Raw genomic sequence first — 20,664 nt, 5'->3', positions numbered from 1 at the left:
CTGATCTTACATCCGCGGTCGGATGACAATCTCAGGGATGATGGCATCGGCACCAACGCTGAGGCTGTGGAGAACACTGTGAGCCACAGTGGTGGGAGCAATGAAGTTGTCTGGGGTGTAGCTATTGCCTTCGTGCTCAACGATAGCTTTTTGCATGTCAGTGGCGATCCGGCCTGGGAAGATCGAGGTCACGGTGATCTCTGACTCTTCTTGACGCAGCGCATCGCACCATGCGCGGGCGGCGAATTTACTTGCCGCATAAGCTCCCCACTGTGGGTTAGCTCGCTTACCGGCACCAGAATTGATGTACACCACGTGGGCGTGGTTTGCCCGAAGTTGGGGGAGAAGCTGACGGGTCAGCTGCACGGGGCTATGAAAATTAACAGCCATATGGCGTTCCCAATCGTCACGCTCCAGGCTGGCACAGGAGCCGAGGGTGGCCACGCCGGCGCAGTGGATGAGGGCGTCGATACGCGGAAGTTGTGGAAAACCACTCGCCTGTGCCGTGGGAAGGCCCTGAGTGAAGTCCGCCTGCCACCACGTGAGTCGATCGTGGGTGATGTCGGCGGGCTGGGTTCGGTAGTGAGCGTGGACACGCCACCCAGCCTCGAGGAGAGTACGAACCACGCTGAGGCCCACGCCCCTGCTTCCACCAGTGACAACTGCAATGCGATCCATGTGCTCCCCTTCTACTTCTTGGATTTTTTGTCCACCTTAGTGGTTGCGGGGATCATCAGCACGGGCACGCTGAGGTAGGGGAGGATCTCGGTGGCTTGGGATCCGATGAAGACGCGTTCGAAAGCACCCAGCGGGGTAGAGCCGAAGCAAAGCAGGTCGCCCTTTTTCCATTTCAACGAATCAATGGCCCCTGACCAGCCATTTCCGGAACCAATTTCCGTTTCGACGATAACGTCTGGGTGCGCCTTGTGGACGGTATCGCGGGAGCGATCCAAAACAGCGAACGTGTTTTCGCGCCATTCGAGAGCCAGATCCTCTGGCAGCTCAAGGGTGTCGGAAATCGGCGGAACACCAAAACCTTCTGGGGAAAGGGCAAGAACACGAAGCGGCACATCCCAAGCGGCAGCAAGACGAGCCGTGCGAATCAAGGAGGCGTTGTCGGTGGCGTCGCCGGTGTAGGCGAAGTTCACGCGCGTCACCCCGCGCTTAGACAACTTCGGTTTACGCGGCGTAAGTCCTAGTGGTTGTGGGGAAGAGTGCAAGAGAGCGTCGGCCGTGGACCCAGCTAGAAAACGACCCTTGGGAGCGGCGGCCTCCGAGCCGAGCAAGACGATGTCGGCACCGAATTTATGGGCGGCCTCGGAAAGCAGAGCCGCCTCGTTGGTGCCGTCGCAGAACACGGAAACGGTGTCCGCCCACATGGCAGTGGGGATCTCTGCGCGACTAAATTCCGCTTTGACAGCATCTTCGCAAGCAGAGGCCTCTTTTTTGAACCACTTTTTGTATTTCGAGCCCAGCTTGTTGCCGCTGCTCGACGGCCACGGGCGCAGAAAAGCCGTGACGCATTGCACGGTGACGTTTGTGGTACGTGCTAACCATGCAGCGCATTCGATGGCCTCAACACCGTGGGAACTGGGGTTCCACGCAACGAGTACGCGGACGGGATCATGATCGAAGCTGGGGGACTTCTTCGCCATAGTTTCCGATTAGTCCTCGAGTTTTTCTGGAGTGTACTCCGTGGCCAACACATTAATAATGTCGATGACCTTCTCCAGATCGTCGAGCTTTTCCTCAGGCAATGTGGCGAACATCTTGGCAAGGTTGCGGGTGCGCTCCTCGCTTACACGCTGCAATTCCTCACGCCCAAAGTCAGTCAGCTGCACTTTCACACCACGACGATCCGACTCATCGCGAAGTCGCTCGATGATCCCGCGCTCCTCGAGCAGGTGAAGTGCGTTCGAGGCGGTAGGCATGCGAATGCCCTCGGTCTGGGCGATGTGACTGATGCGCGCAGCGCCTTCTAGGTTGAGGCGGTTCATGATCGTCAACTGTGGTTGAGTGAGATCAGATTGTGCCGCGAGACGGAAGTACAGCACATACAGCTGTGTTAATCCGGGGCGAACTTTTTCCGCTAGTTGATACGTACGTGACGGCGTCATAGTCGCAATTCTAACGGCATCATCTAAAAATGTATCTTTGCTGCACATTATCGGATGCGGGGTGTTTGTTGCCTTACCCCTGTGCCTGATGTGAGGGGTAGAATGTCGCGATGGTGGAATTTCGAAACGAGGTGTCTCATCAGTGGACACGTAGGCACACATTGCGGCAGTTTCGTGCAGGTATGCTCAGCCGCGATTCGCTTTGCGACGCCGACTTCGTGCTCGTCACCGCCTCCAAATTCCACGGGAGTCGTGTCCCAACACCTTGCCCAGTCTGCGATAGTGACCAGTTGCGCCATGTCCTGTGGGTGTATGGCGCAAGCCTCGGCAGAGCTTCCGGCAGCGCTCGCACGATGGAAGAAATTGCAGCCTTTGCGCAATCCGGCAAAGAATTTACGGTGCACACGGTCGAAGTGTGCCCTGATTGTCGATGGAATCACCTGCTGAATTCGGTGACAGCTATGCCACAGTAGCGCCTGCGTGCATCTCCCCGTTGGACTATTTTGGTATGTAAAGTGTGGGTGTTGAGCTCAACCGCAAAACAAGGAAGCATGAACAAAGTTGGCAGATTCAGGTAAAGGCAAGCCATCTCCCAAGCGGAAGAAGGCCAGTGCCCAAAATAAGGCCAGTGCCCAAAGTAGTGCGAAGCGTCGTCCAGCACGGGCACCGCAGGCGCGTCGCCCGAAAAAGAAATGGGTTAAGCCAGCTATCGGTGGCGGTATCGCTGCAGTGCTGCTGGCCCCCTTCCTCGTGTTCATGGTCGCATACATTGTGACCGATGTTCCCGAGCCTAGCGAGCTGGTGACCAAGCAGGTTTCCCAGATTTTTGCCTCCGACGGTGAAACGCAGCTGGCGCGTATCGTGCCTCCGGACGGAAACCGCACCGAGGTGCCTATCGACAAAATCCCCGAGGTGACCCGCAACGCAGTCCTCGCAGCCGAAGACCGTGAGTTTTACACCAACTCCGGCTTCTCTTTCACTGGCTTCGGCCGCGCTATCTTGGGCCAGCTCACCGGCAACGCTTCCGCCGGTGGTGGTTCGACAATTACTCAGCAGTATGTGAAGAACATGGTGGTGGGTAATGAATACTCCTACATGCGTAAAGCAAAGGAACTGGTGTACTCCGTCAAGATGGCCAATGAATGGTCCAAAGATGAAGTTCTCGGTGCATATCTCAACACCATTTACTTCGGCCGCAATGCCTACGGTATCGACGCCGCCGCCCACGCCTACTTTGGTGTTCCCGCTTCCGAGCTCAATGTAGGACAGTCCGCCATGTTGGCCGCCGCCATTCAGCGTCCTAGCCAGCTAGATCCGTGGAGCAATCGCGTCGAAGCAGAGCAACGCTGGAACTACGTGCTCGACGGCATGGTGAGCGAAGGCTGGCTCGACCCCAATGAGCGCGCTGGTGTTGTATTCCCCGAGGTCACTGACCCTGCTCAGAACCAGACCTATACCGAGGCCACCGGTGCAAACGGCCTGATTAAAAACCAGGTCATGAACGAGCTGACCACCCTAGGCATCACCGAGTCCGATGTGCAGACCCTTGGCCTGCGCATCACCACCACTATCGACGACACCACCCAGAAGTCCATGGTGGAGGCCGTCGATCGCAACATGGCTGACGAGCAATCTAACACCCGTGTCGCCGCCGTCAGTGTGGACCCTAAGACCGGTGCCGTACGTGCCTACTACGGCGGCGATGATGCCATCGGCTACGACTTTGCCAATGCACCGCTGCAAACCGGTTCGACTTTCAAGATCTTCGGTCTTGCCGCAGCAGTCCAGCAAGGTATCCCAACATCGACTTACTACAGCTCTGACCCCTACCAACTCCGTGGTGGCATTACCGTCACCAACGTAGACGACGGCTGCGGTAGCTGCTCGTTGAAAGAAGCACTCAAGAACTCTTACAACACCAGCTTCCTGCGCCTGCAAGATGACCTGAAAAACGGCAGCCAGGATACCGCCGACATGGCACACTCCCTTGGCGTGGCACGCTCCCTCCCAGGAATTGGCAAGACCCTGACCGAAAACGGCCAGCAGCCCTATGAAGGTGTCATCCTCGGCCAGTACCTCTCTCGCCCACTCGATATGGCACACGCCATGGCCACCTTGGCTAACTACGGTGTTTGGCACCAAGAGTACTTTGTAGAAAAGATCGAAACCGCTGAAGGAAAACTGCTCTACCAGCACGAAGGAACCCAAGGTGAACGCCGCGTTTCCGAGAAGGTAGCCACTAACGTGCTTGACGCAATGGCACCTATTGCAGCATGGTCCGGTGGAAACGGCCTCGCAGGTGGGCGTCCGTCGGCAAGCAAAACCGGTACCACCCAGCTTGGCGATACCGGCGCCAACAAAGATGCTTGGATGATCGGTGCCACCCCGCAACTCGCAACTGCGGTCTGGGCGGGTACCGCCGACAACTCGCCACTGCTGAATTCTTGGGGTGGGCCTATGTACGGCTCTAACCTCCCTGCACAGTTGTGGAAAGACATCAGTGACTCCGCTCTTTCAGGTAAGGATTGGGAGAACTTCAAACCAGCACAAAGTATTGGCTGGGCGAAGTATGGCTACGGAACTGCTCCTCGGGCTACTACTGATAAGACTCAAACTGAGACCTCGACCAGCTCGGCGGTGGCTACCAGCCCTGCAGCCCCTGGAACGCCTGGCGCGCCGCCAGTACCAGGTGCCCCAGAGCCGGCACCGGCCCAGCCGGCACCGGACCAGCCTGCACCGGCCCCAAAAGGAATCGAGATTCTGCCAGGTGTAGTCTTGCCAGTCCCGTAACCTAGTTTTTTCAAAGTGCTCCCTGATTTTGTCAGGGGCACTTTTGTATGCCATGCGCCCGTCCGTGACGAATTTTTGTACCCTAAGAAAATGTGCAGCCCTGTTTCCGCAGGTCGCAATTTGTGGTCGTGCGCTAGGGCACAAAAATGTGTCACAAACCTTGTCCGAGAGCGCAACCCCAGTAGCGCCAACCATTGGAAGATCAGCCTCGTGACCTCACCTAGCAACCACATCATTACCCGCATCGGCGGCCCCGCCGGACGCTTTGCCCTCCCACATCGCTGGTGGAGCCCACTGCGCGTCATCATTTTGATGGGTCTGTTTACCTTCAGCATGGCGTATCTTGCCAAAGCGAACTGCCTTCATGGTGTGCTGGTCAACGGTGTGGCGCAGTTGGATTGGAGTGGGAATCGCCAGTACACCTCTGCTTGCTATAACGACATCGTGCCGTTGTATAAGGCGCGTGGCCTCGACCAAGGTGGTTTCCCTTATGCCTATTCGTGGTCGGAGGATGGGCGTACTCGTTATATGGAGTATCCGGTGTTGGCGGGGATGTTCCAGTGGTTTATGGCGATGGCTACGCATGTTGTTTATCCGGTGGTGTCGGGGTTTGTGCCGGCTGTTCCGCAGGCTTCGGTCTATTTCACTGTCACTGCTGTGGTATTGGCCGTGGTGTGGTTGTTGGTGTTGCGGATGGTGGTGGTGTTGGCGGGGCGTCGTCAGTGGGATGCGATGGTGGTGGCGGTGTCGCCGTTGGTGATTGCGCATGGGTTGACTAACTGGGATGTGGCGTCGATTGCTTTTGCAGTGGGGGCGTTGTGGGCATGGTCGCGTGGCCGGCCGGGGCTTGCTGGTGCGTTGATTGGTGCTGGTGCTGCGTTTAAGTTGTGGCCGCTTTTTCTGTTGGGTGCGTATTTGGTGTTGGCGGTGCGTAGTGGCGTGTTGCGGGTGTGGCTGCGGGCGGTGGGGGTGTCGATAGTTGTGTGGTTGGTGGTGAACCTTCCGGTGGCGTTGGTGTTTCCGCAGGCGTGGGGTGAGTTTTTGCGGTTGAATTCTGAGCGTGGTTGGGAGTGGACCACGGTGTATGCGGTGATGTCGCGTGAGCTGGGGTGGTTGTTGCCTGTTGATGTGCTTAATGGGGTGTCGTTGGGGCTTTTTGTTGTGGCGTGTGTGGGGATTGCGTTGTTTGGGTTGTGTGTGCGCCGGCGGCCACGGGTGGCGGAGTTGGCGTTTTTGATTGTGGCGGCGTTTTTGTTGGTGAATAAGGTGTGGAGTCCGCAGTATTCGTTGTGGTTGGTTCCTCTTGCGGTTTTGGCGTTGCCGTGTTGGCGGCTTGTGCTGTGGTGGGGGCTTATCGACGCCCTCACGTGGCCGGTTTTGACGTGGCACATGATGGGAAGTGATGCCAAAGGTGCGCCGGCGGGGTTGTTGGATCTGTTTGTTGTGGGTCGTGATGTGGCCATTATTTGTATTGCGGTGCTCATTGTGCGGCAGATGTTGGGTAAAAATGAGGATAAAGTGCGAAGGGACAATGATGGATGTGACCCTTTAAGCGGTAGCTTGGGGGATCATGATGTGTGGGTATCGCCCCTCAGAATAGGAACGGTGAACTGATGTTAAGCCCAGTGATGATGATGACGATCGGAAGCGTATTTTTGGGGTTTTTCCTGTTCACGGGCGCATTTGCAAGCTATTCCTATAAGAAGCCCCAAGCGTTGACGTGGACTCTTTTTGCCTTGGCGGTCCTCTTTGTCACTCTCATTCCTGTGACATTGGCCTTGATCATCGCCTAGGATGTTGCCTTGGCTTAACTAGCCAACAGGCTCGTTGTTAAAGTTGCCGTCATAAATTTTTCCGTCGTGCCTATCGACTTTTCGCAGGCGATGGGGTATCTTGGAACGGTTGCTGACGCAACGACCCTCCTGCTACATCCAACCGGGATGTAGCCGATTCAAAAAATACAAGACCATAGGAGGTGATGAGGTCCGTGCGTCACTACGAAGTAATGATTATTCTGGATCCTTCCCAGGATGAACGCACTGTAGCCCCGTCCCTGGACAAGTTCCTCGAGATCGTCCGCAAGGAAAACGGCACCGTGGAAAAGGTTGATATCTGGGGCAAGCGCCGTCTTGCTTACCCGATCGCCAAGAAGGAAGAGGGCATTTACGCCGTCGTTAACCTGACCTGCGAATCCGCAACCGTTCTAGAGCTCGACCGCGTGTTGAACCTGAACGACAGCGTTATGCGCACCAAGGTTCTGCGTGGCGACAAGTAATCCGTCACGGATTGCTTAGCGCGCAGCACGAATCAATCTAGCGTACAGCGAAGAAACCTCGCTTACCGCGCACAATCACACTGAATGCGTTTAACGAGTTCGGTGTTGTACAGAAAGGCAGAACATGGCACAAGGAGATGTCAACATAACCGTTGTCGGCAACCTCGTTGCTGATCCGGAGCTTCGCTTCACCCCTAGCGGTGCAGCGGTGGCAAACTTCCGTATTGCCTCCACCCCGCGTCGTTACGACTCTCAAACGAACCAGTGGGTAGACGGCGAAGCCTTGTTCCTGCAGTGCAACATTTGGCGCCAAGCTGCCGAAAACGTCGCAGAATCCCTGACCAAGGGCATGCGCGTGATCGTCACTGGCCGTTTGCGTCAACGCTCCTACGAAACCCGTGAGGGCGAAAAGCGCAGCGTCATGGAGCTTGAGGTCGACGAAGTCGGCCCATCCCTACGCTACGCAGCAGCAAGCGTGAACCGTAACCCTCGCGAGGGTGGAAACGGCGGAGGAAACTTCGGCGGCTCTCAGGGTGGTTTCGGCGGAAACACCGGAGGCAACTCAGGTGGCGGATTCGGTGCTTCTCAAGGTGGCTTCGGAGGTGGCCCGCAGAACTCCCAGAGTGCTGCACCAGCCAATGATCCATGGAGCAGTGCCCCGCAAGCAGGTGGATTCGGCGGTGCGGAGCAAGATCCACCGTTCTAAGCCACTTATAACGGCGAATCTCTTTGCACCACATATCAACTTTTAATCAAACTTCACCGAGCCGCTTCGGTTCCCACCACACGCGTGATGAGAAATCGGGTCTCGGTTAGTACCACGAAAGGCAGGGATCATGAAGCTGATCCTCACCGCTGACGTTGAAAACCTCGGTGTCGCTGGCGACATTGTCGAGGTTAAGGACGGCTACGGACGTAACCTTCTGCTTCCCCGCGGCTTGGCAATTGTTGCCACCCGCGGCGCAGAGAAGCAGATTGAGGGCATCAAGCGCGCCCAGGAAGCTCGCGAGATTCGCGACCTGGATCACGCACGCGAAGTTAAGGCTCAGCTGGAAGCACTTGAGGGTGTTTCTGTTGCAGTCCGCACTTCTGAGAAGGGTAAGCTCTTCGGCTCTGTAAAGGCCGAGGATGTCGCCGCTGCCGTTAAAAAGGCTGGCGGTCCGAACCTGGACAAGCGTTCCATCGAGCTGCCAAAGAGCCTTGTTAAGGCCACCGGCGCTTACAAAGTGAACGTGAAGCTGCACTCCGACATCGCAGCAACGGTTAACTTCGAGGTCGTAGCCGCTTAACAAGCGTCTGACGACGGCTACACGAGATGTAGCCCAACGACAACAGCAACCTTAAGGCCCCGCGCCTAGATCTACACGATCTGGGTCGGGGCCTTAAGGCTATTTCGGGGTGGGGACTGGATTCTGGGGGGTGTGTTGCAGCGCAGGGAAATCAGTCCGGTTTCCTGTATCAAATATGCTTTATCGTCAAACTTGCCGGTCTAAGTTCATCTTGCAACGGAAGGACACCTAGAAGGGTCACTACTTGGGGATAACTTTCTTCTAGAAGCGTGTAAAAAGTGCTGTTACCCCCAATTCTCACATTCGGTGGGGTGACATGACGAGAAGTGGAATGTCTCGAGTCAAGTTGTCAAACTTGCTGGTTGAAAAGCTGAACCAAAGTTATCCACAGTGTGTGCAGTTGCCAGATATACGGTTTGACCTGCATGTATAGAAAACAAGCAACATGAACCGCACAACTATCCACAAGTTATCCACAATCTCTGTGGAAAATATGGGGATAGTTGACGTGCGATTCTGTAGGAAAATCACACCCCTGTGTATAAACCTGTGGATAACTTTGTGGGGTAAGAAATATCACGTAGAATAAGCGCGGTGTTTTCGGGGTAAAAATGCGTGTTGGAACGAAGATGAGTACGAACACGCACAAAGATCCCACAAGAAATAGTGATAAGGCCGTGTCGATGGAGGATGTGTAGGAATGACCACGCCCAGTTTTGATGACGATTATGTCCCACCGGGTGATGCGGATGTTCCTTCCGATACCGCAGATTATGCGGAGGCAGAGTACGCCGAGGTAGAGGTGTATGATCCGGCCCCGCCGGCTTCCTCGGATGTGCCAGTGCAGCGGGAGCGCAGGAGCTATAAGCGTCGTGAAGCGGCGATGGCGAGCACCGAGTTCCGTCAGCCTCCTCATGACGCGGAGGCTGAGCAGGGCGTGTTGGGGGCGATGCTGCTAAGCCCGCAAACGGTGATCGATACGGTGGAGTTGCTGGTTGCGGAGGATTTTTACCGCCCTGCGCATCAGTTGATTTTTGAGGCCATTGTTGGCTTGTTCTCCGATAACAAGGAGATCGACCCAGTGATCGTGGCTGCGCGTTTGGATCGTAATAATGATCTGGAACGTGTGGGCGGGGCGCCGTATTTGCACACGCTGATTTCTTCGGTGCCTACGGCTGCGAATGCTCGTTATTATGCGGAGATTGTGGCTGAGAAGTCGTTGCTCCGTCAGCTGGTTAACGCTGGTACTCGTGTGGTGCAGTTGGGCTATGAGGGTACTGAGGGCGCTGAGGTTGAGTCGGTTATTGACCGTGCTCAGCAGGAAGTGTTCAAGGTTTCTAAGAAGAACCAGGCTGAGGATTATGCGGTGTTAGCTGACATCGTGGGTCCAACAATGGATGAGATCGATATGATCTCGGAGAATGGCGGCTTGGCGCAGGGCGTGCCGACGGGCTTTGTGGATCTAGATAACCTGACCAATGGTCTGCATGGTGGCCAGATGATTATTGTGGCTGCCCGTCCTGGTGTGGGTAAGTCGACGATCGCGCTGGATTTTGTGCGTTCGTGTGCGATTAAGCATGACAAGGCTGCTGTGATTTTCTCTTTGGAAATGTCAAAGAGCGAGATCGTGATGCGTTTGTTGTCGGCGGAGGCTGAGGTGAAGTTGTCGGATATGCGCTCTGGGCGTCTCGACGATTCCAGCTGGGCGAAGTTGGCCACACGCGTGGGGCAGATTGAGCAGGCCCCTATTTATATTGATGACTCCGCGAATTTGACGATGATGGAGATTCGTTCGAAGGCGCGTCGTTTGAAGCAGAAGCATGATCTGCAGATGATTGTGGTGGACTACCTGCAGCTGATGAGCTCGGGTAAGCGTGTGGAGTCGCGCCAGCAAGAGGTGTCGGAGTTCTCGCGTCAGCTTAAGCTGCTGGCTAAGGAGCTGGATGTTCCGCTTATTGCGATTTCGCAGCTAAACCGTGGTCCGGAGTCGCGTACTGATAAGCGCCCGCAGCTTGCCGACCTGCGTGAATCCGGTTCGTTGGAGCAGGATGCCGATATGGTTATGCTGCTGTACCGTCCAGACTCCCAAGACCGTGAGAATGAGCGCGCTGGTGAGGCTGATATTATTTTGGCTAAGCACCGTGGTGGTCCTATCGACACCATCCAGGTGGCTCACCAACTGCACTACTCGCGGTTCGTGGATATGCCACACGCCGGCTAACGCCTAGACGAGGGCCTTGCCGCGCTGTTCGGGCAGGGTGAAGGCGGCGATGGCTGCGGCGAGGAAGGCAGCCCCGAAGAGCGCGAAGAGCGCTGGGGTGCCTGCGGCGGCCACGATGGGGGGAACGATTAGTGGTGCGATGATGGACGCGATGCGGCCGAATCCTGCTGCTGATCCGGTGCCGGTGCCGCGGATTTGGGAGGGGTAGAGCTCTGGGCTGATGGCGTAGAGTGCGCCCCACGCGCCGAGGTTGAAGAAGGAGAGGCAGCAGCCGGCGGCGATGATGAATGCGGTGGTGTCGGCAAATCCGTAGAGGGCTGCGGAGCCGGCGGAGCCGAGGAGGAATACTGCCAGTGTGGTGCGGCGGCCCCAGATTTCGATGAGCCATGCGGCTAGTGCGTAGCCTGGGAATTGTGCCAGGGTGATAATCAGCGTGAACTGGAAGGATTTGACCAAGGAGAAGCCGTCGGCAACGAGTAGGGAAGGGATCCAGATAAAGGCCCCGTAGTAGGACAGGTTGATGCAGAACCAGACTGTCCATAGGCCGAAGGTGCGGCGGCGCATGTTGGGGGCGAAGATGGAGTCTGCTTGGTCGGCGGGGTCTTCGGTTGCGATGGCGGGGGTGTCGGGGATGGTTGTGCTGGCTTTTTCGAATTGTTGGACGGCGGCTTCGGCTTCGTCGTGGCGGCCGCGGGCTTCGAGGAAGCGGACGGATTCGGGTAGTGAGCTGCGCACGTAGGCGGAATAGAGGGCGGGAACACAACCTAGGACGAGCGCCCAGCGCCAGCCGGATTCGGAGGCGGAGACGACGAAGGCGCCGATGATGGCGGCAAGGATCCAGCCGACGGCCCAGAAGGCTTCGAGGATGACGACGAGGCGGCCGCGGTGGCGCAGCGGTGCGAATTCGGAGACGAGGGTGGAGGCCACGGGGAGTTCGGCGCCGAGGCCAAGTCCGACGATGAAGCGTAAGACGATCAATACAGCGAGGCCACCGGCTAGCGCGGAGGCGCCGGTGGCAAGTCCGTAGACGAGGAGGGTGAGAGCGAATACGTTGCGACGCCCCCACTTGTCTGCAAGGAGGCCGCCGAAGGTGGCGCCGATGGCCATGCCGACGAATCCTGCTGATGCCAGTACGGATGTTTGGCCGTGGGTGAGTCCCCAGTGTTTGATCAGGGCTGCCATGACGAAGGAGATCAGGCCGACGTCCATGGCGTCGAGGGCCCAGCCGAGGCCGGACCCGACAAGGAGGCGTTTGTGTTGACTATTCAGTGGCAACAGGTCGAGGCGCTGGTTGCGGGTAAGTGGTGGACTTTGTTGAGCGCCTAGCACGCTGCCTCCCTAAAATAAGTGGTTTAAGGTTTTCCAAGAAACAAACCAGATTGTGACGTTTCTTGCAATTACCACGTCATAACGGGGGATAGATTTTGCTAGGAAAATACGCTGCGTACGCTGCGAAGACGAAGCGAATTAGTCACCACGAAGACTGAACTTAGCGCCATTGCAGCTCCTGCGAACATAGGGTTAAGCAGGCCTAACGCAGCTACCGGAATAAGGATCACGTTATATGCAAAAGCCCAGAACAAGTTGCCTTTGATGGTGCGCAAACTGCGTCGTGAGAGATTGATCGCATTTGCGATGGAACGCGGATCATTGTTCATGATGGTGATGTCGGAAGCCTCGATGGCCACGTCGGTTCCAGCACCCATTGCAAGACCCAAATCGGCCTGGGTGAGGGCGGCTGCATCATTCACGCCATCGCCAACCATGGCAACCACGCGGCCTTCGCGTTGCAGCTGTTCGACCGTTTGGACTTTGTTTTCTGGAAGCACACCGGAAATCACGCGGTCGGCAGGGATACCCACCTCGCGGGCCACTGCGGCGGCGGCACCGGCGTTATCGCCAGTCAGCAGCACCGGAGTAAGCCCCATAGCGGTGAGTTTTTCCACGCTGAGTCGAGCGTGCTCTTTCACAGTGTCGCGCACACTGATCACACCGGCGAGGTGGTCGTCGATACGCACCACCACACACGTAGCCCCCTCATTTTCCGCGGCCTTGACCTGCTGCGTAGCCTCGCCGTCGGATGGGCGACCCACCCACACTCGGTGATCCTCTACGGTGCCAGCAACGCTGTGACCTGCCTGGTTTTTAAAGTCCGTCACCTTGGGCAGAGTGCCAGTACGAGTCTGAGCCACAGCTGCCGCCGTGATCGCGCGGGCAATCGGGTGCTCAGAGGCATGCTCCACCGCACCTGCAAGCCGCAGCACATCCTGTTCCTGCCAGTCGGAAAGCGCATGAACCTTACGGACCTGCATGTCGCCCGTTGTGATCGTTCCGGTCTTGTCCAACACCACCGTGTCGATGTTTCGTGCCTGCTCCAACACCTCAGGGCCTTTGATGACCAAACCCATTTGAGCACCACGGCCCGTACCCACCAACAATGCGGTAGGGGTAGCAAGACCTAGCGCACAAGGGCAAGCAATAATCAGTACGGCTACTGCGGCTGCGAACGCATCGGCAGTAGCAGACCCCGTGGCAAGGTGAACCGCCAGCGTGATCAAAGAAATGACGATCACTGCGGGGACAAAGATCTGCGAAATCTTATCCACCAATTTTTGAACCGGCGCTTTATTCGACTGCGCCTCAGCAACCAGTCGACCCATGGCCGCCAGGGTGGTGTCGGCACCCACGCGCTGGGCAGTGACCAGCAAACGCCCAGAGGTGTTCATTGTTGCACCGGTAACGTGAGAACCTTGAGAAACCTCAACAGGGACAGACTCGCCGGTAATCATCGACTGATCCACAGCGGAAGTACCCTCAACAACCACACCATCCGTGGCGATCTTCTCACCAGGGCGCACGACAAACACGTCGCCTACCTGCAGCGATTGGATGGGTATACGAACCTCACGGTTATCGCGAATAACGGCGGCATCCTTCGCCCCAAGGTTAAGTAGGGAACGCAGCGCCTCCCCGCTTCGCCCCTTCGCACGAGTTTCAAACCACCGCCCCAGCAGCAAGAACACAATCACCATGGCGGCTGACTCAAGATAAATCTCGTCCACGCCGCCATGAGCATGAGCCGTAAAACTCATGTGCATACGCATAGCTGGATCGCCAGCATTGCCGATAAACAAGGCCCACACCGACCACAGATACGCAGCCGACGTGCCTAAGGAGATCAAGGTGTCCATGGTGAAGGAACCATGACGGAGGTTACGCAGCGTCGCGCGGTGGAATGGCCAGCCACCCCAGAAATACACTGGCGATGCGAGCGCAAAGGCCAGCCACTGCCAGTTGTTAAACTGCAGCTGCCCAAACATGGACATCAAAAACACTGGTAGAGCCAACACGGCCGAGTACACCAAGCGGGTCTTAAGCTCCTCAGCGTGGCGATCACGTGCGGTATCGCTGGGGTCTGCGGTAGCGGGGGCGTCGTCAAGCGAGGTAGCGGGCTCAGACTCGGTTACCTCGAAGGCATCGTAACCAGCGCCGCGGATGACGTCGATAAGCTGCGTGGGCGTTGTCGACGCTGGATCGTAGCGTACCGACGCCGTCTCCGTCGCGTAGTTGACCGTAGCCTCCACACCTGCAACCTTGTTGAGCTTGCGCTCCACACGTGCCGAACACGACGTACATGTCATGCCCGTCACCCCGAAATCTATCTCTACCGCGGCGTTGGTCATCGAGCCACCTTCTCGTATTGCAATTTATTGGTGCACATTATCACTAGGCTTACCAATCAATAACAACGCGCGCAAGAACTAAATTCCGCAGCACAAAGCCCCCAGCGCAGAGCCAAAACTCGCGCTGGGGGCCGCACACATGTTGCAGCTACACAGAGCAGACAGAATTAATCCTCACGAAGGGTAAAACCAGCTTCCTCAACAGCAGCCTTGACCTCAGCATCGGTGAAATCCTCACCGGTGACTATAACGCGTCCAGTTTCCAGATCTACGTCAACACCTTGGGTGCTAGGCAGCTCGAGCAGTTCTTCCGTCACAGATGCAACACAGTGCTGGCAGGTCATCCCGTCAACACGATAATTCTTCTTCATTTCCACGCCTCTATTCCTTGGGTGCTCTAAATAATTGACTACAGATTTGCACATCTGAGTTTTAATAGGAAACCGCACCCGCGAGATGTCACCCCATCTTAGGTGAAAATAACTCAAGTGATCTTGCAGTAATGACGCACAGCGGGAATAAGAATAGGGGTACCGTAGTTGAGAAGCACGAAACCTCAAAAAATCTTTAACGAAGGAGCATACATGGCAACCATCGACGTCACCGAAGACACTTTCGAGCAGACCGTTACCAAGGATGGCATCGTGCTGGTCGACGCGTGGGCTTCTTGGTGCGGACCATGCCGTGCATTCGCCCCCACCTACGAGAAGGCCTCTGAGAACCACTCCGATGCCGTCTTTACCAAGCTCGACACCGAAGCAAACCAAGGTCTTGCTGCAGCTTTACAGATTCAGTCCATCCCAACCTTGATGATCTTTCGCGATGGCATCATGGTCTACCGTGAGGCAGGTGCTTTGCCACCAGCAGCTCTAGAAGACCTGATCACTCAGGTGAAGGGCTTGGATATGGAAGACGTGAAGCGTCAGATCGCTGAACAAAACGCTCAAAACGAGAACTAAACTATTAAGCTCACCCCCATGCGGCACCCCTGCATGGGGTTTGCTTTTACCTGTATCTCATTATTGATCTGGTTCATGTCATACAAAAACGTCGTAAACTAGTGAGCAAGGCTGTGCGCAGGCCCCCAACCCTCTCACGCGTGGGGGGTTCCGTAGAAGAATCGAGGAACAATGCCGAATCCGTTTTCCAAGGGGTGGAAGTACCTAACCGCATCACTGGATAACAAGATCGAAGAAAATGCTGATCCCATTATCCAGATCAAACAAGCTGCCGAGGCTGCCAAGAAACAACACGCGGACATCGAGCAACAAGCTGCCGCTGTGATTGGTAACCGCAACCGGCTGCAGATGAAGCTCAACCGCTTGCTCAAGGACCAACAGTCTATCCAAGAAAAAGCTCGCCAAGCTCTCACTCTTAGCGATAATGCGACAGATCCGGCAGAGCAACACAAGTACCTCAATGCTGCCGAGGTATATGCCTCACAGCTGGTAGGCGTGGAATCCGAGATCGAGCAGACCACCACTCTGCACCAGCAAGCCGAGCAAGCGGCTGAACAGGCAACCCAGCAGGTTAAACAGTCAGAAGCTCACCTACACGAGCAGCTGTCCCAGATCAATGAGCTGACCACCCAGGCGCAGCAGACAAAAATGCAGGAAGCTGCAGTAGCTGCAAGCGATCAGATCAACAGCATTGATCCTGACCGCGATGTGCCTACGATGGACAGCATACGGGAAAAGACTGAGCGTCGTTACGCCGATGCTTTAGGCTCTCAAGAGCTCATGCAGTCCTCGATGAATGAGCGTATCCATGAGATCGAAGCCACCACCAGTGAGCGTGACATGCGTGCAAGCGCCAAACTTGATGCCATTCGCGCCCAGATGCGTGGCGAGCTCTCCGCCGGTTCGGAAGAGCCACCAGCGGATAAATAAAGCGGCTCTTCCGGTTTTAGAGTGCATTGATTAGTTCGCCGGGGTTCGGGCATGGCACAAGATACTAGGATCCTTGGCTTTGTAGGAATAAGGGTGTCTAATCCATCCACCTCAAAACTAAGGACCTACTGTGCAGCCCAACGGAAATGCCATCGTCGATACCATCTACCGCACCGCAGAACTAGGAGAAACTATTACCAGGGCCACAGAACACGGTGATAGTTACCATCATCAAAGCCGAGCCCATCAATGAATGCCCCAAGTGCGGGCAGCCTAAAGTAATCCGCGACCACGTCATCCGCAGCCTAGTCAATCTACCCACCATCAGCTACCCAACCGCCTTCATGTACGCCTCCCACACTACCGGTGCACCAACAAGCACTACTTACAAAAAGATCTTCCGCACTGGCCTTACCTACGCACCCGACAATTCAACGACCACGGACAAGGTGACCCACTGAATCCCGCAACGCCTTGGCCTTAGCCACTGTCCGCGACGTGATCTACAACGACAAGCACTACCTCAACGGGGTCAAGATCATCGGTGTTGATGAGCATCGCTGGTCGCACAACCGACACACATGGCGCGATGGAAACGTCATCCGCCCCACCCAGCTTCTTGACGTTGCCCCAGGAAGAAACACTGACGCGTTTGCGGACATGGCTGAATAATCAAAGCGAAGTTTCATAATCAGGTCACCATCACCAGCATGGACAGCTTCCAAGGCTATGCCACCGCCGCTGGCGACGTCATTTTCAACACCACCTAAGTCATAGACCTATTCCACGTTGTACGCCTAGCCGGTGCAAGCTCACCACGTGCCGCACCAAGCTTTAGTGAGAAACAACAGGCCGGCGTGGCCGGGAGCAAAGACCTGCTCTACCGCAACCGGACAACACTGTTGACCACCCATGCACCTGCTGACTGACAAGCCCCGTAGGAGGCTTGAAAAACTGTTTGACTTCGACGACGGCTACGCGCCGCTACAACAGACCTGGTACTACTACCAACAAGCAAGCAGCTAACAAAGCCATGAGCATGCTCATTGACACGCTTGATTGGTATGAAAGACGCTAGGATCGCTGAGATCGCGCAGTTGGGTAGGATCATGAACAAGTGCTGCAAGGACATCTTCGTCTGCTTCGACCACTACATTTTGTGGTGCCTGATTCACGCCGTCAACATGCGACACATAATCAGTGCACTCTAAAACCGGAAGAGCTACTAAACGGGGGTATTTCGAAGGATTTTTCTCAGGGCTTCACACCAAATCGCAAGAAAACCGGTCGTTTGGGCGGATTTGGTGTGAAGTGCCGTCTTTTCGGGGGTGAGTGGGGGTGGCGCGCCCACCAACGCCCACCAACGCCCACCAACGCCAGCCAATCCCAGCTAAGCCATGGTTGTGGAAAACGTCCTACTCTGCGTAGTGCCGCGCCCGAACCCCCGGCGAACTAATCAATGCACTCTAAAACCGGAAGAGCCAATAAAGCGCATACCCCCTTGGTTGACGAGTTTTTCTCCTGAACAACCAAGGGGGTTATGTGTACTCGGCGGGGCCGATTAAGAATTCTGATTATTAATCAAAACTCCGCGGATGCCGGAGTGGAAACCGTCGCGTAGTCCCACGCGCTGTGCTTCAGTCAGCGTGTACTCGTGGAGAGTCTCGCAAGCGAACTGGAGCAAGGGGCGATCGATCTCTGGGGGCAGCCCGCCGCCTGATAATAGATGGGCGGAATCGCGCTGCACAGGGGTGGCTGCGTTATCGAACCACCAGAGGGCGTATTGCTGGCCGACGTCGAAAGGCGTTTGGTAGCCGGCGGATGCCCACACCTCGTTGGGCAGCGGTACGTAGCGTGAACGCAGCTTACGGCGCGGTGCCATCATTGAGGGGTTCGGTGCCGGCCGTGGCGTTGCTGGGGCGTCGGCTTCTTCTGCCTCGACGTTTGGTTCTGTGGAGTTGCTTACCCTCACCTCAAGGGATTCCTCCACGGTGGAGGTCACGCGAACCGTCCTGCTGCTGGGTGTCGGCGCAGGCATGGCGGTAGGCGCGGGTGCTGGCGTTTCGACGGGCAGGTGCGCGCCGGGCTTAGGTGCCACTGGATTGGGCATTTTCGCGGGGACTTCCGCCATGCAGTCTTCTTCCGATAGCGCTGGTTCCCCTGGACGCTGCGGGCATGGGATGGGTGCGGTTGGTACTTCCCGCTGGTTTTTCTCTGCGACCTGCTCTGGCGTTGGCACTGGGGGCGTTGCCTCGGTGTCCGTTGTGCCTGTCGTAACTGTTGTGTCGGCAGCGGCTTCGGCGGCTGCGGTGGGGAATTCGCCTTCTTCCCCTTCTTCGTCGGGATTGCGCACGACGGGAGGTAGTGGGCCTTCGAGGATTTCGAGCTGCATGCAGTCGGCGAAGTCTTCTCGGGGGTCCAAGATGGTGGTGGAGTCGCAGGCGTGGCGGAGGGCCGAGCTCATGGAGTCCCATCCGAATCCGTAGAGGTGGACGCGGACGCCGGCGTTGACTGCTTCTTGGACGCCTGGGATCATGTCGGCGTCGCCGGAGACCAGGACGATGTCGGTAAATTCTCTACGTATGCCAGCGAGAACCATGTCGGCGACGAGGCGGGTATCGACGGCCTTTTGGGTGCGTCGTTCGCCCCATTCAATGAGTTGACCTGCGCGAAGTTGTACTCCGTCGCATGTGCGCAGTGCCCGCTGGTAGCGGTGTGGGCCGGATTCTGGGATGCCGTCGTACCAGAATTGGCGGTGTACTGGTTGGCCGAGTTGATTGTGGATCATGTTGTCCAAGGTGGCCACGACCTCGGGTAGATCGATTTCTAATTGTGCGCGAGCGCCGATTTCCCACGAGTTATAAAAGCTCGCGAGTAAATATGAGGTATCGACGAAGACCTGTGTGCGTTCAAGCATGGCTCCTGTGCTGTCCGTTTCATTGTTCTAAATAATTTATTTTGTGGGTTCTGGTTATCCAGTGTGCCGTATGTTAGGGGGTACGTCGATACGCTACGGTAAAACGGCTGGCTAAGTGTGCTTTTATTTTCGGGGGTTATGGGGTTTGGGGTGTGTATGGTCACTTTTATTGTCGGGTGGCGCCCTTTGGTTCTATGGTTAGTTACATGGGTAACCAACCAACTGGGTGGTGGTGAAGGTGGATGAAACAACGGCCCCCCTGTTTCGGCAGATCGCAGCACTGATTGAAGACTCCATCGTGGAAGGCTCCCTCTCCTCCGGCGAGCGCGCGCCCTCCACCAATGAGCTCGCGGCGTTTCACTCCATCAACCCCGCCACAGCACGCAAAGGTCTCCAATTGCTTGTCGACGCCGGCGTGCTGGAAAAGAAACGAGGACTAGGCATGTTTGTCACAGACAACGCCGTCGACCTGATCCGCGGCAGGCGACGCGACGACTTCGCAGCGGCCTATCTTGCCCCGCTTGTCGACGAAGCCGTCAAACTCACCATCTCTAAAACCGAACTCCACGACCTCATTGACCGAGTAGCAGAAAGCCGAGGACTCTACGAATGACCACGATTCATGTCAGTGACCTGTCCAAAACCTACGGCACGGACACCAATGTGCCAGTCATGAGCAACATCTCCTTCGACCTCACCTCGCCTGCTATCCACGGTCTTATCGGTGCGAATGGCGTGGGAAAGACAACCCTGCTGAGGATCCTTGCAGGTCAGTCGCGGTGCGATGGTGTCGTCGAGGTCGACGGCCGGCCCGCCTTTGATAACCCCGAAGTGATGGATCGTTGCGTGCTCATGGGTATCGACGTCCCCCTCCCATCCACATGGCGCGCCACAAAGCTCCTATCCTTCGCCCAGCATCGCTGTCCACGTTGGAACGAGGCACGCTGTGCGCAGCTTATCGACGCCTTCCAGGTGCCCGTCGATAAGCCCTATCGGTCGCTGTCCCGCGGCCAGAAATCCGCACTCGGTATCATCATCGCCTTCAGCGCCACCTGTGACATCACGCTTCTCGACGAGCCCTACCTCGGACTCGACAGAGCCAGCCGCGACCTTTTCTACCGTGAACTCCGCGCAGAACAAGCACGCTGCCCACGACTTATCATCCTGTCCACCCACCACATCAACGAGGCCTCCCACGTTTTCGACTCCGTCATGGTGCTCAAAAAAGATGGTGTTGCCCTCCAAGGTGACGTGGAATCCATTACCGGACGCGTTGTAGAACTAGTCGGCCCCAAAGCCACGATCGAGCGCTTCGTTTCTCACCCTGCGCGTCGAATTGGTGAGGTGCATACAGCCGGTGGCGTGGCAAAAATCCTAGCAGAAGCTCGTGCCGAGGAATGGGGCCAGCCCAGCGCCCTTGGTCTGCGAACCCGCGAAGTCTCGCTCGAACGCGCCGTGATGTTCTTGGAGCGTGATTGATATG

22 protein-coding genes are annotated in these 20,664 nt (G+C 56.5%); 15 read left to right on the top strand and 7 right to left on the bottom strand.

Going from position 1 to position 20,664, the window contains the following annotated elements:
• Positions 1-6: 6 nt before the first annotated feature.
• From ABMV07_RS13290 to ABMV07_RS13280, 3 genes are read right to left on the bottom strand one after another with little or no spacing between them, the layout of a single operon-like run.
• Positions 7-678 carry an SDR family oxidoreductase gene (locus ABMV07_RS13290; protein WP_088267096.1) on the bottom strand — a complete coding sequence of 224 codons (672 nt, stop codon included), beginning with the start codon at positions 676-678 and terminating at the stop codon, positions 7-9.
• Positions 679-689: 11 nt separating this feature from the next.
• Positions 690-1,655 (bottom strand): universal stress protein, encoded by a 966-nt coding sequence (locus ABMV07_RS13285; protein ID WP_088267097.1) that lies wholly within the window; start codon positions 1,653-1,655, stop codon positions 690-692.
• Positions 1,656-1,664: 9 nt separating this feature from the next.
• On the bottom strand, positions 1,665-2,117 hold the full coding sequence (locus ABMV07_RS13280; RefSeq protein WP_088267098.1) for a MarR family winged helix-turn-helix transcriptional regulator: 453 nt from the start codon (positions 2,115-2,117) through the stop codon (positions 1,665-1,667).
• Between the two features lie 110 nt (positions 2,118-2,227).
• Here ABMV07_RS13280 and ABMV07_RS13275 point away from each other — a divergent pair, with 110 nt between their 5' ends.
• The 8 genes from ABMV07_RS13275 to dnaB all read left to right on the top strand — a co-directional run bounded on the left by ABMV07_RS13275 (position 2,228) and on the right by dnaB (position 10,692).
• Positions 2,228-2,590 (top strand): DUF5318 family protein, encoded by a 363-nt coding sequence (locus tag ABMV07_RS13275; protein WP_088267099.1) that lies wholly within the window; start codon positions 2,228-2,230, stop codon positions 2,588-2,590.
• 88 nt (positions 2,591-2,678) lie between these two features.
• Positions 2,679-4,907, top strand: coding sequence for a transglycosylase domain-containing protein (locus ABMV07_RS13270; protein WP_088267100.1), 2,229 nt, complete (start codon positions 2,679-2,681; stop codon positions 4,905-4,907).
• A 210-nt stretch (positions 4,908-5,117) separates the two neighbouring features.
• The gene (locus ABMV07_RS13265) at positions 5,118-6,521 is read left to right on the top strand and encodes a glycosyltransferase family 87 protein (RefSeq protein ID WP_371891436.1); all 1,404 of its coding nucleotides are present in this window, start codon (positions 5,118-5,120) and stop codon (positions 6,519-6,521) included.
• On the top strand, positions 6,521-6,700 hold the full coding sequence (locus ABMV07_RS13260) for a hypothetical protein (protein ID WP_003853147.1): 180 nt from the start codon (positions 6,521-6,523) through the stop codon (positions 6,698-6,700). The genes ABMV07_RS13265 and ABMV07_RS13260 overlap by 1 nt, the downstream gene beginning before the upstream one ends.
• Positions 6,701-6,894: 194 nt before the next feature.
• The gene (gene rpsF / locus ABMV07_RS13255) at positions 6,895-7,182 is read left to right on the top strand and encodes a 30S ribosomal protein S6 (protein ID WP_003853145.1); all 288 of its coding nucleotides are present in this window, start codon (positions 6,895-6,897) and stop codon (positions 7,180-7,182) included.
• A 124-nt stretch (positions 7,183-7,306) separates the two neighbouring features.
• Entirely contained in the window at positions 7,307-7,888 is a 582-nt protein-coding gene (locus ABMV07_RS13250) for a single-stranded DNA-binding protein (protein ID WP_196977262.1), read from the top strand.
• 130 nt (positions 7,889-8,018) lie between these two features.
• Complete coding sequence (gene rplI, locus ABMV07_RS13245; protein WP_003853141.1) at positions 8,019-8,471, top strand: 50S ribosomal protein L9; 453 nt, start codon at positions 8,019-8,021, stop codon at positions 8,469-8,471.
• A gap of 700 nt (positions 8,472-9,171) precedes the next feature.
• Positions 9,172-10,692 (top strand): replicative DNA helicase, encoded by a 1,521-nt coding sequence (gene dnaB / locus ABMV07_RS13240; protein ID WP_196981445.1) that lies wholly within the window; start codon positions 9,172-9,174, stop codon positions 10,690-10,692.
• Between the two features lie 3 nt (positions 10,693-10,695).
• On the opposite strand, the gene ABMV07_RS13235 is transcribed toward dnaB, so the two are convergent.
• The 3 genes from ABMV07_RS13235 to ABMV07_RS13225 all read right to left on the bottom strand — a co-directional run bounded on the left by ABMV07_RS13235 (position 10,696) and on the right by ABMV07_RS13225 (position 14,746).
• Positions 10,696-12,021 carry an MFS transporter gene (locus ABMV07_RS13235; RefSeq protein WP_088267103.1) on the bottom strand — a complete coding sequence of 442 codons (1,326 nt, stop codon included), beginning with the start codon at positions 12,019-12,021 and terminating at the stop codon, positions 10,696-10,698.
• A gap of 98 nt (positions 12,022-12,119) precedes the next feature.
• Entirely contained in the window at positions 12,120-14,375 is a 2,256-nt protein-coding gene (locus tag ABMV07_RS13230) for a heavy metal translocating P-type ATPase (protein WP_088267104.1), read from the bottom strand.
• A 167-nt stretch (positions 14,376-14,542) separates the two neighbouring features.
• Positions 14,543-14,746, bottom strand: coding sequence for a heavy-metal-associated domain-containing protein (locus ABMV07_RS13225; RefSeq protein WP_088267107.1), 204 nt, complete (start codon positions 14,744-14,746; stop codon positions 14,543-14,545).
• 213 nt (positions 14,747-14,959) lie between these two features.
• On the opposite strand from ABMV07_RS13225, the gene trxA reads away from it, so the two are divergent.
• The 5 genes from trxA (at position 14,960) to ABMV07_RS13200 (ending at position 17,475) form a co-directional block, all read left to right on the top strand.
• A complete protein-coding gene (trxA, locus tag ABMV07_RS13220) occupies positions 14,960-15,334 on the top strand; it encodes a thioredoxin (RefSeq protein WP_088267105.1) in 375 nt (124 codons plus the stop codon).
• Positions 15,335-15,505: 171 nt separating this feature from the next.
• On the top strand, positions 15,506-16,264 hold the full coding sequence (locus ABMV07_RS13215) for a PspA/IM30 family protein (protein ID WP_088267106.1): 759 nt from the start codon (positions 15,506-15,508) through the stop codon (positions 16,262-16,264).
• 215 nt (positions 16,265-16,479) lie between these two features.
• The gene (locus ABMV07_RS13210; protein WP_197690210.1) at positions 16,480-16,725 is read left to right on the top strand and encodes a hypothetical protein; all 246 of its coding nucleotides are present in this window, start codon (positions 16,480-16,482) and stop codon (positions 16,723-16,725) included.
• Positions 16,726-16,762: 37 nt separating this feature from the next.
• Positions 16,763-16,936 carry a hypothetical protein gene (locus ABMV07_RS13205; RefSeq protein WP_374064710.1) on the top strand — a complete coding sequence of 58 codons (174 nt, stop codon included), beginning with the start codon at positions 16,763-16,765 and terminating at the stop codon, positions 16,934-16,936.
• Between the two features lie 392 nt (positions 16,937-17,328).
• Entirely contained in the window at positions 17,329-17,475 is a 147-nt protein-coding gene (locus ABMV07_RS13200; RefSeq protein ID WP_374064709.1) for a hypothetical protein, read from the top strand.
• 350 nt (positions 17,476-17,825) lie between these two features.
• Here the strand turns inward: ABMV07_RS13200 and ABMV07_RS13195 are convergent, their stop codons facing one another.
• Complete coding sequence (locus ABMV07_RS13195) at positions 17,826-19,181, bottom strand: NYN domain-containing protein (RefSeq protein WP_197689844.1); 1,356 nt, start codon at positions 19,179-19,181, stop codon at positions 17,826-17,828.
• A gap of 238 nt (positions 19,182-19,419) precedes the next feature.
• Here ABMV07_RS13195 and ABMV07_RS13190 point away from each other — a divergent pair, with 238 nt between their 5' ends.
• Positions 19,420-19,794, top strand: coding sequence for a GntR family transcriptional regulator (locus ABMV07_RS13190; RefSeq protein WP_088266196.1), 375 nt, complete (start codon positions 19,420-19,422; stop codon positions 19,792-19,794).
• Complete coding sequence (locus ABMV07_RS13185; protein WP_197692282.1) at positions 19,791-20,660, top strand: ABC transporter ATP-binding protein; 870 nt, start codon at positions 19,791-19,793, stop codon at positions 20,658-20,660. Before ABMV07_RS13190 ends, ABMV07_RS13185 begins: the two co-directional genes overlap by 4 nt.
• Positions 20,661-20,664: the final 4 nt, after the last annotated feature.

The organism is Corynebacterium belfantii (assembly GCF_041898185.1).
Lineage (GTDB): Bacteria > Actinomycetota > Actinomycetes > Mycobacteriales > Mycobacteriaceae > Corynebacterium > Corynebacterium belfantii.
Note: the sequence above shows the minus strand (reverse complement) of the source record. Positions and strands in the feature narration are given on the sequence as shown.

Coding starts and splice junctions, on each gene's coding strand:
- ABMV07_RS13290 (WP_088267096.1), bottom strand. CDS start 678: ATGGATCGCATTGCAGTTGTCACTGGTGGAAGCAGGGGCGTGGGCCTC.
- ABMV07_RS13285 (WP_088267097.1), bottom strand. CDS start 1,655: ATGGCGAAGAAGTCCCCCAGCTTCGATCATGATCCCGTCCGCGTACTC.
- ABMV07_RS13280 (WP_088267098.1), bottom strand. CDS start 2,117: ATGACGCCGTCACGTACGTATCAACTAGCGGAAAAAGTTCGCCCCGGA.
- ABMV07_RS13275 (WP_088267099.1), top strand. CDS start 2,228: ATGGTGGAATTTCGAAACGAGGTGTCTCATCAGTGGACACGTAGGCAC.
- ABMV07_RS13260 (WP_003853147.1), top strand. CDS start 6,521: ATGTTAAGCCCAGTGATGATGATGACGATCGGAAGCGTATTTTTGGGG.
- ABMV07_RS13250 (WP_196977262.1), top strand. CDS start 7,307: ATGGCACAAGGAGATGTCAACATAACCGTTGTCGGCAACCTCGTTGCT.
- rplI (WP_003853141.1), top strand. CDS start 8,019: ATGAAGCTGATCCTCACCGCTGACGTTGAAAACCTCGGTGTCGCTGGC.
- dnaB (WP_196981445.1), top strand. CDS start 9,172: ATGACCACGCCCAGTTTTGATGACGATTATGTCCCACCGGGTGATGCG.
- ABMV07_RS13230 (WP_088267104.1), bottom strand. CDS start 14,375: ATGACCAACGCCGCGGTAGAGATAGATTTCGGGGTGACGGGCATGACA.
- ABMV07_RS13225 (WP_088267107.1), bottom strand. CDS start 14,746: ATGAAGAAGAATTATCGTGTTGACGGGATGACCTGCCAGCACTGTGTT.
- trxA (WP_088267105.1), top strand. CDS start 14,960: ATGGCAACCATCGACGTCACCGAAGACACTTTCGAGCAGACCGTTACC.
- ABMV07_RS13215 (WP_088267106.1), top strand. CDS start 15,506: ATGCCGAATCCGTTTTCCAAGGGGTGGAAGTACCTAACCGCATCACTG.
- ABMV07_RS13200 (WP_374064709.1), top strand. CDS start 17,329: ATGAAAGACGCTAGGATCGCTGAGATCGCGCAGTTGGGTAGGATCATG.
- ABMV07_RS13195 (WP_197689844.1), bottom strand. CDS start 19,181: ATGCTTGAACGCACACAGGTCTTCGTCGATACCTCATATTTACTCGCG.
- ABMV07_RS13185 (WP_197692282.1), top strand. CDS start 19,791: ATGACCACGATTCATGTCAGTGACCTGTCCAAAACCTACGGCACGGAC.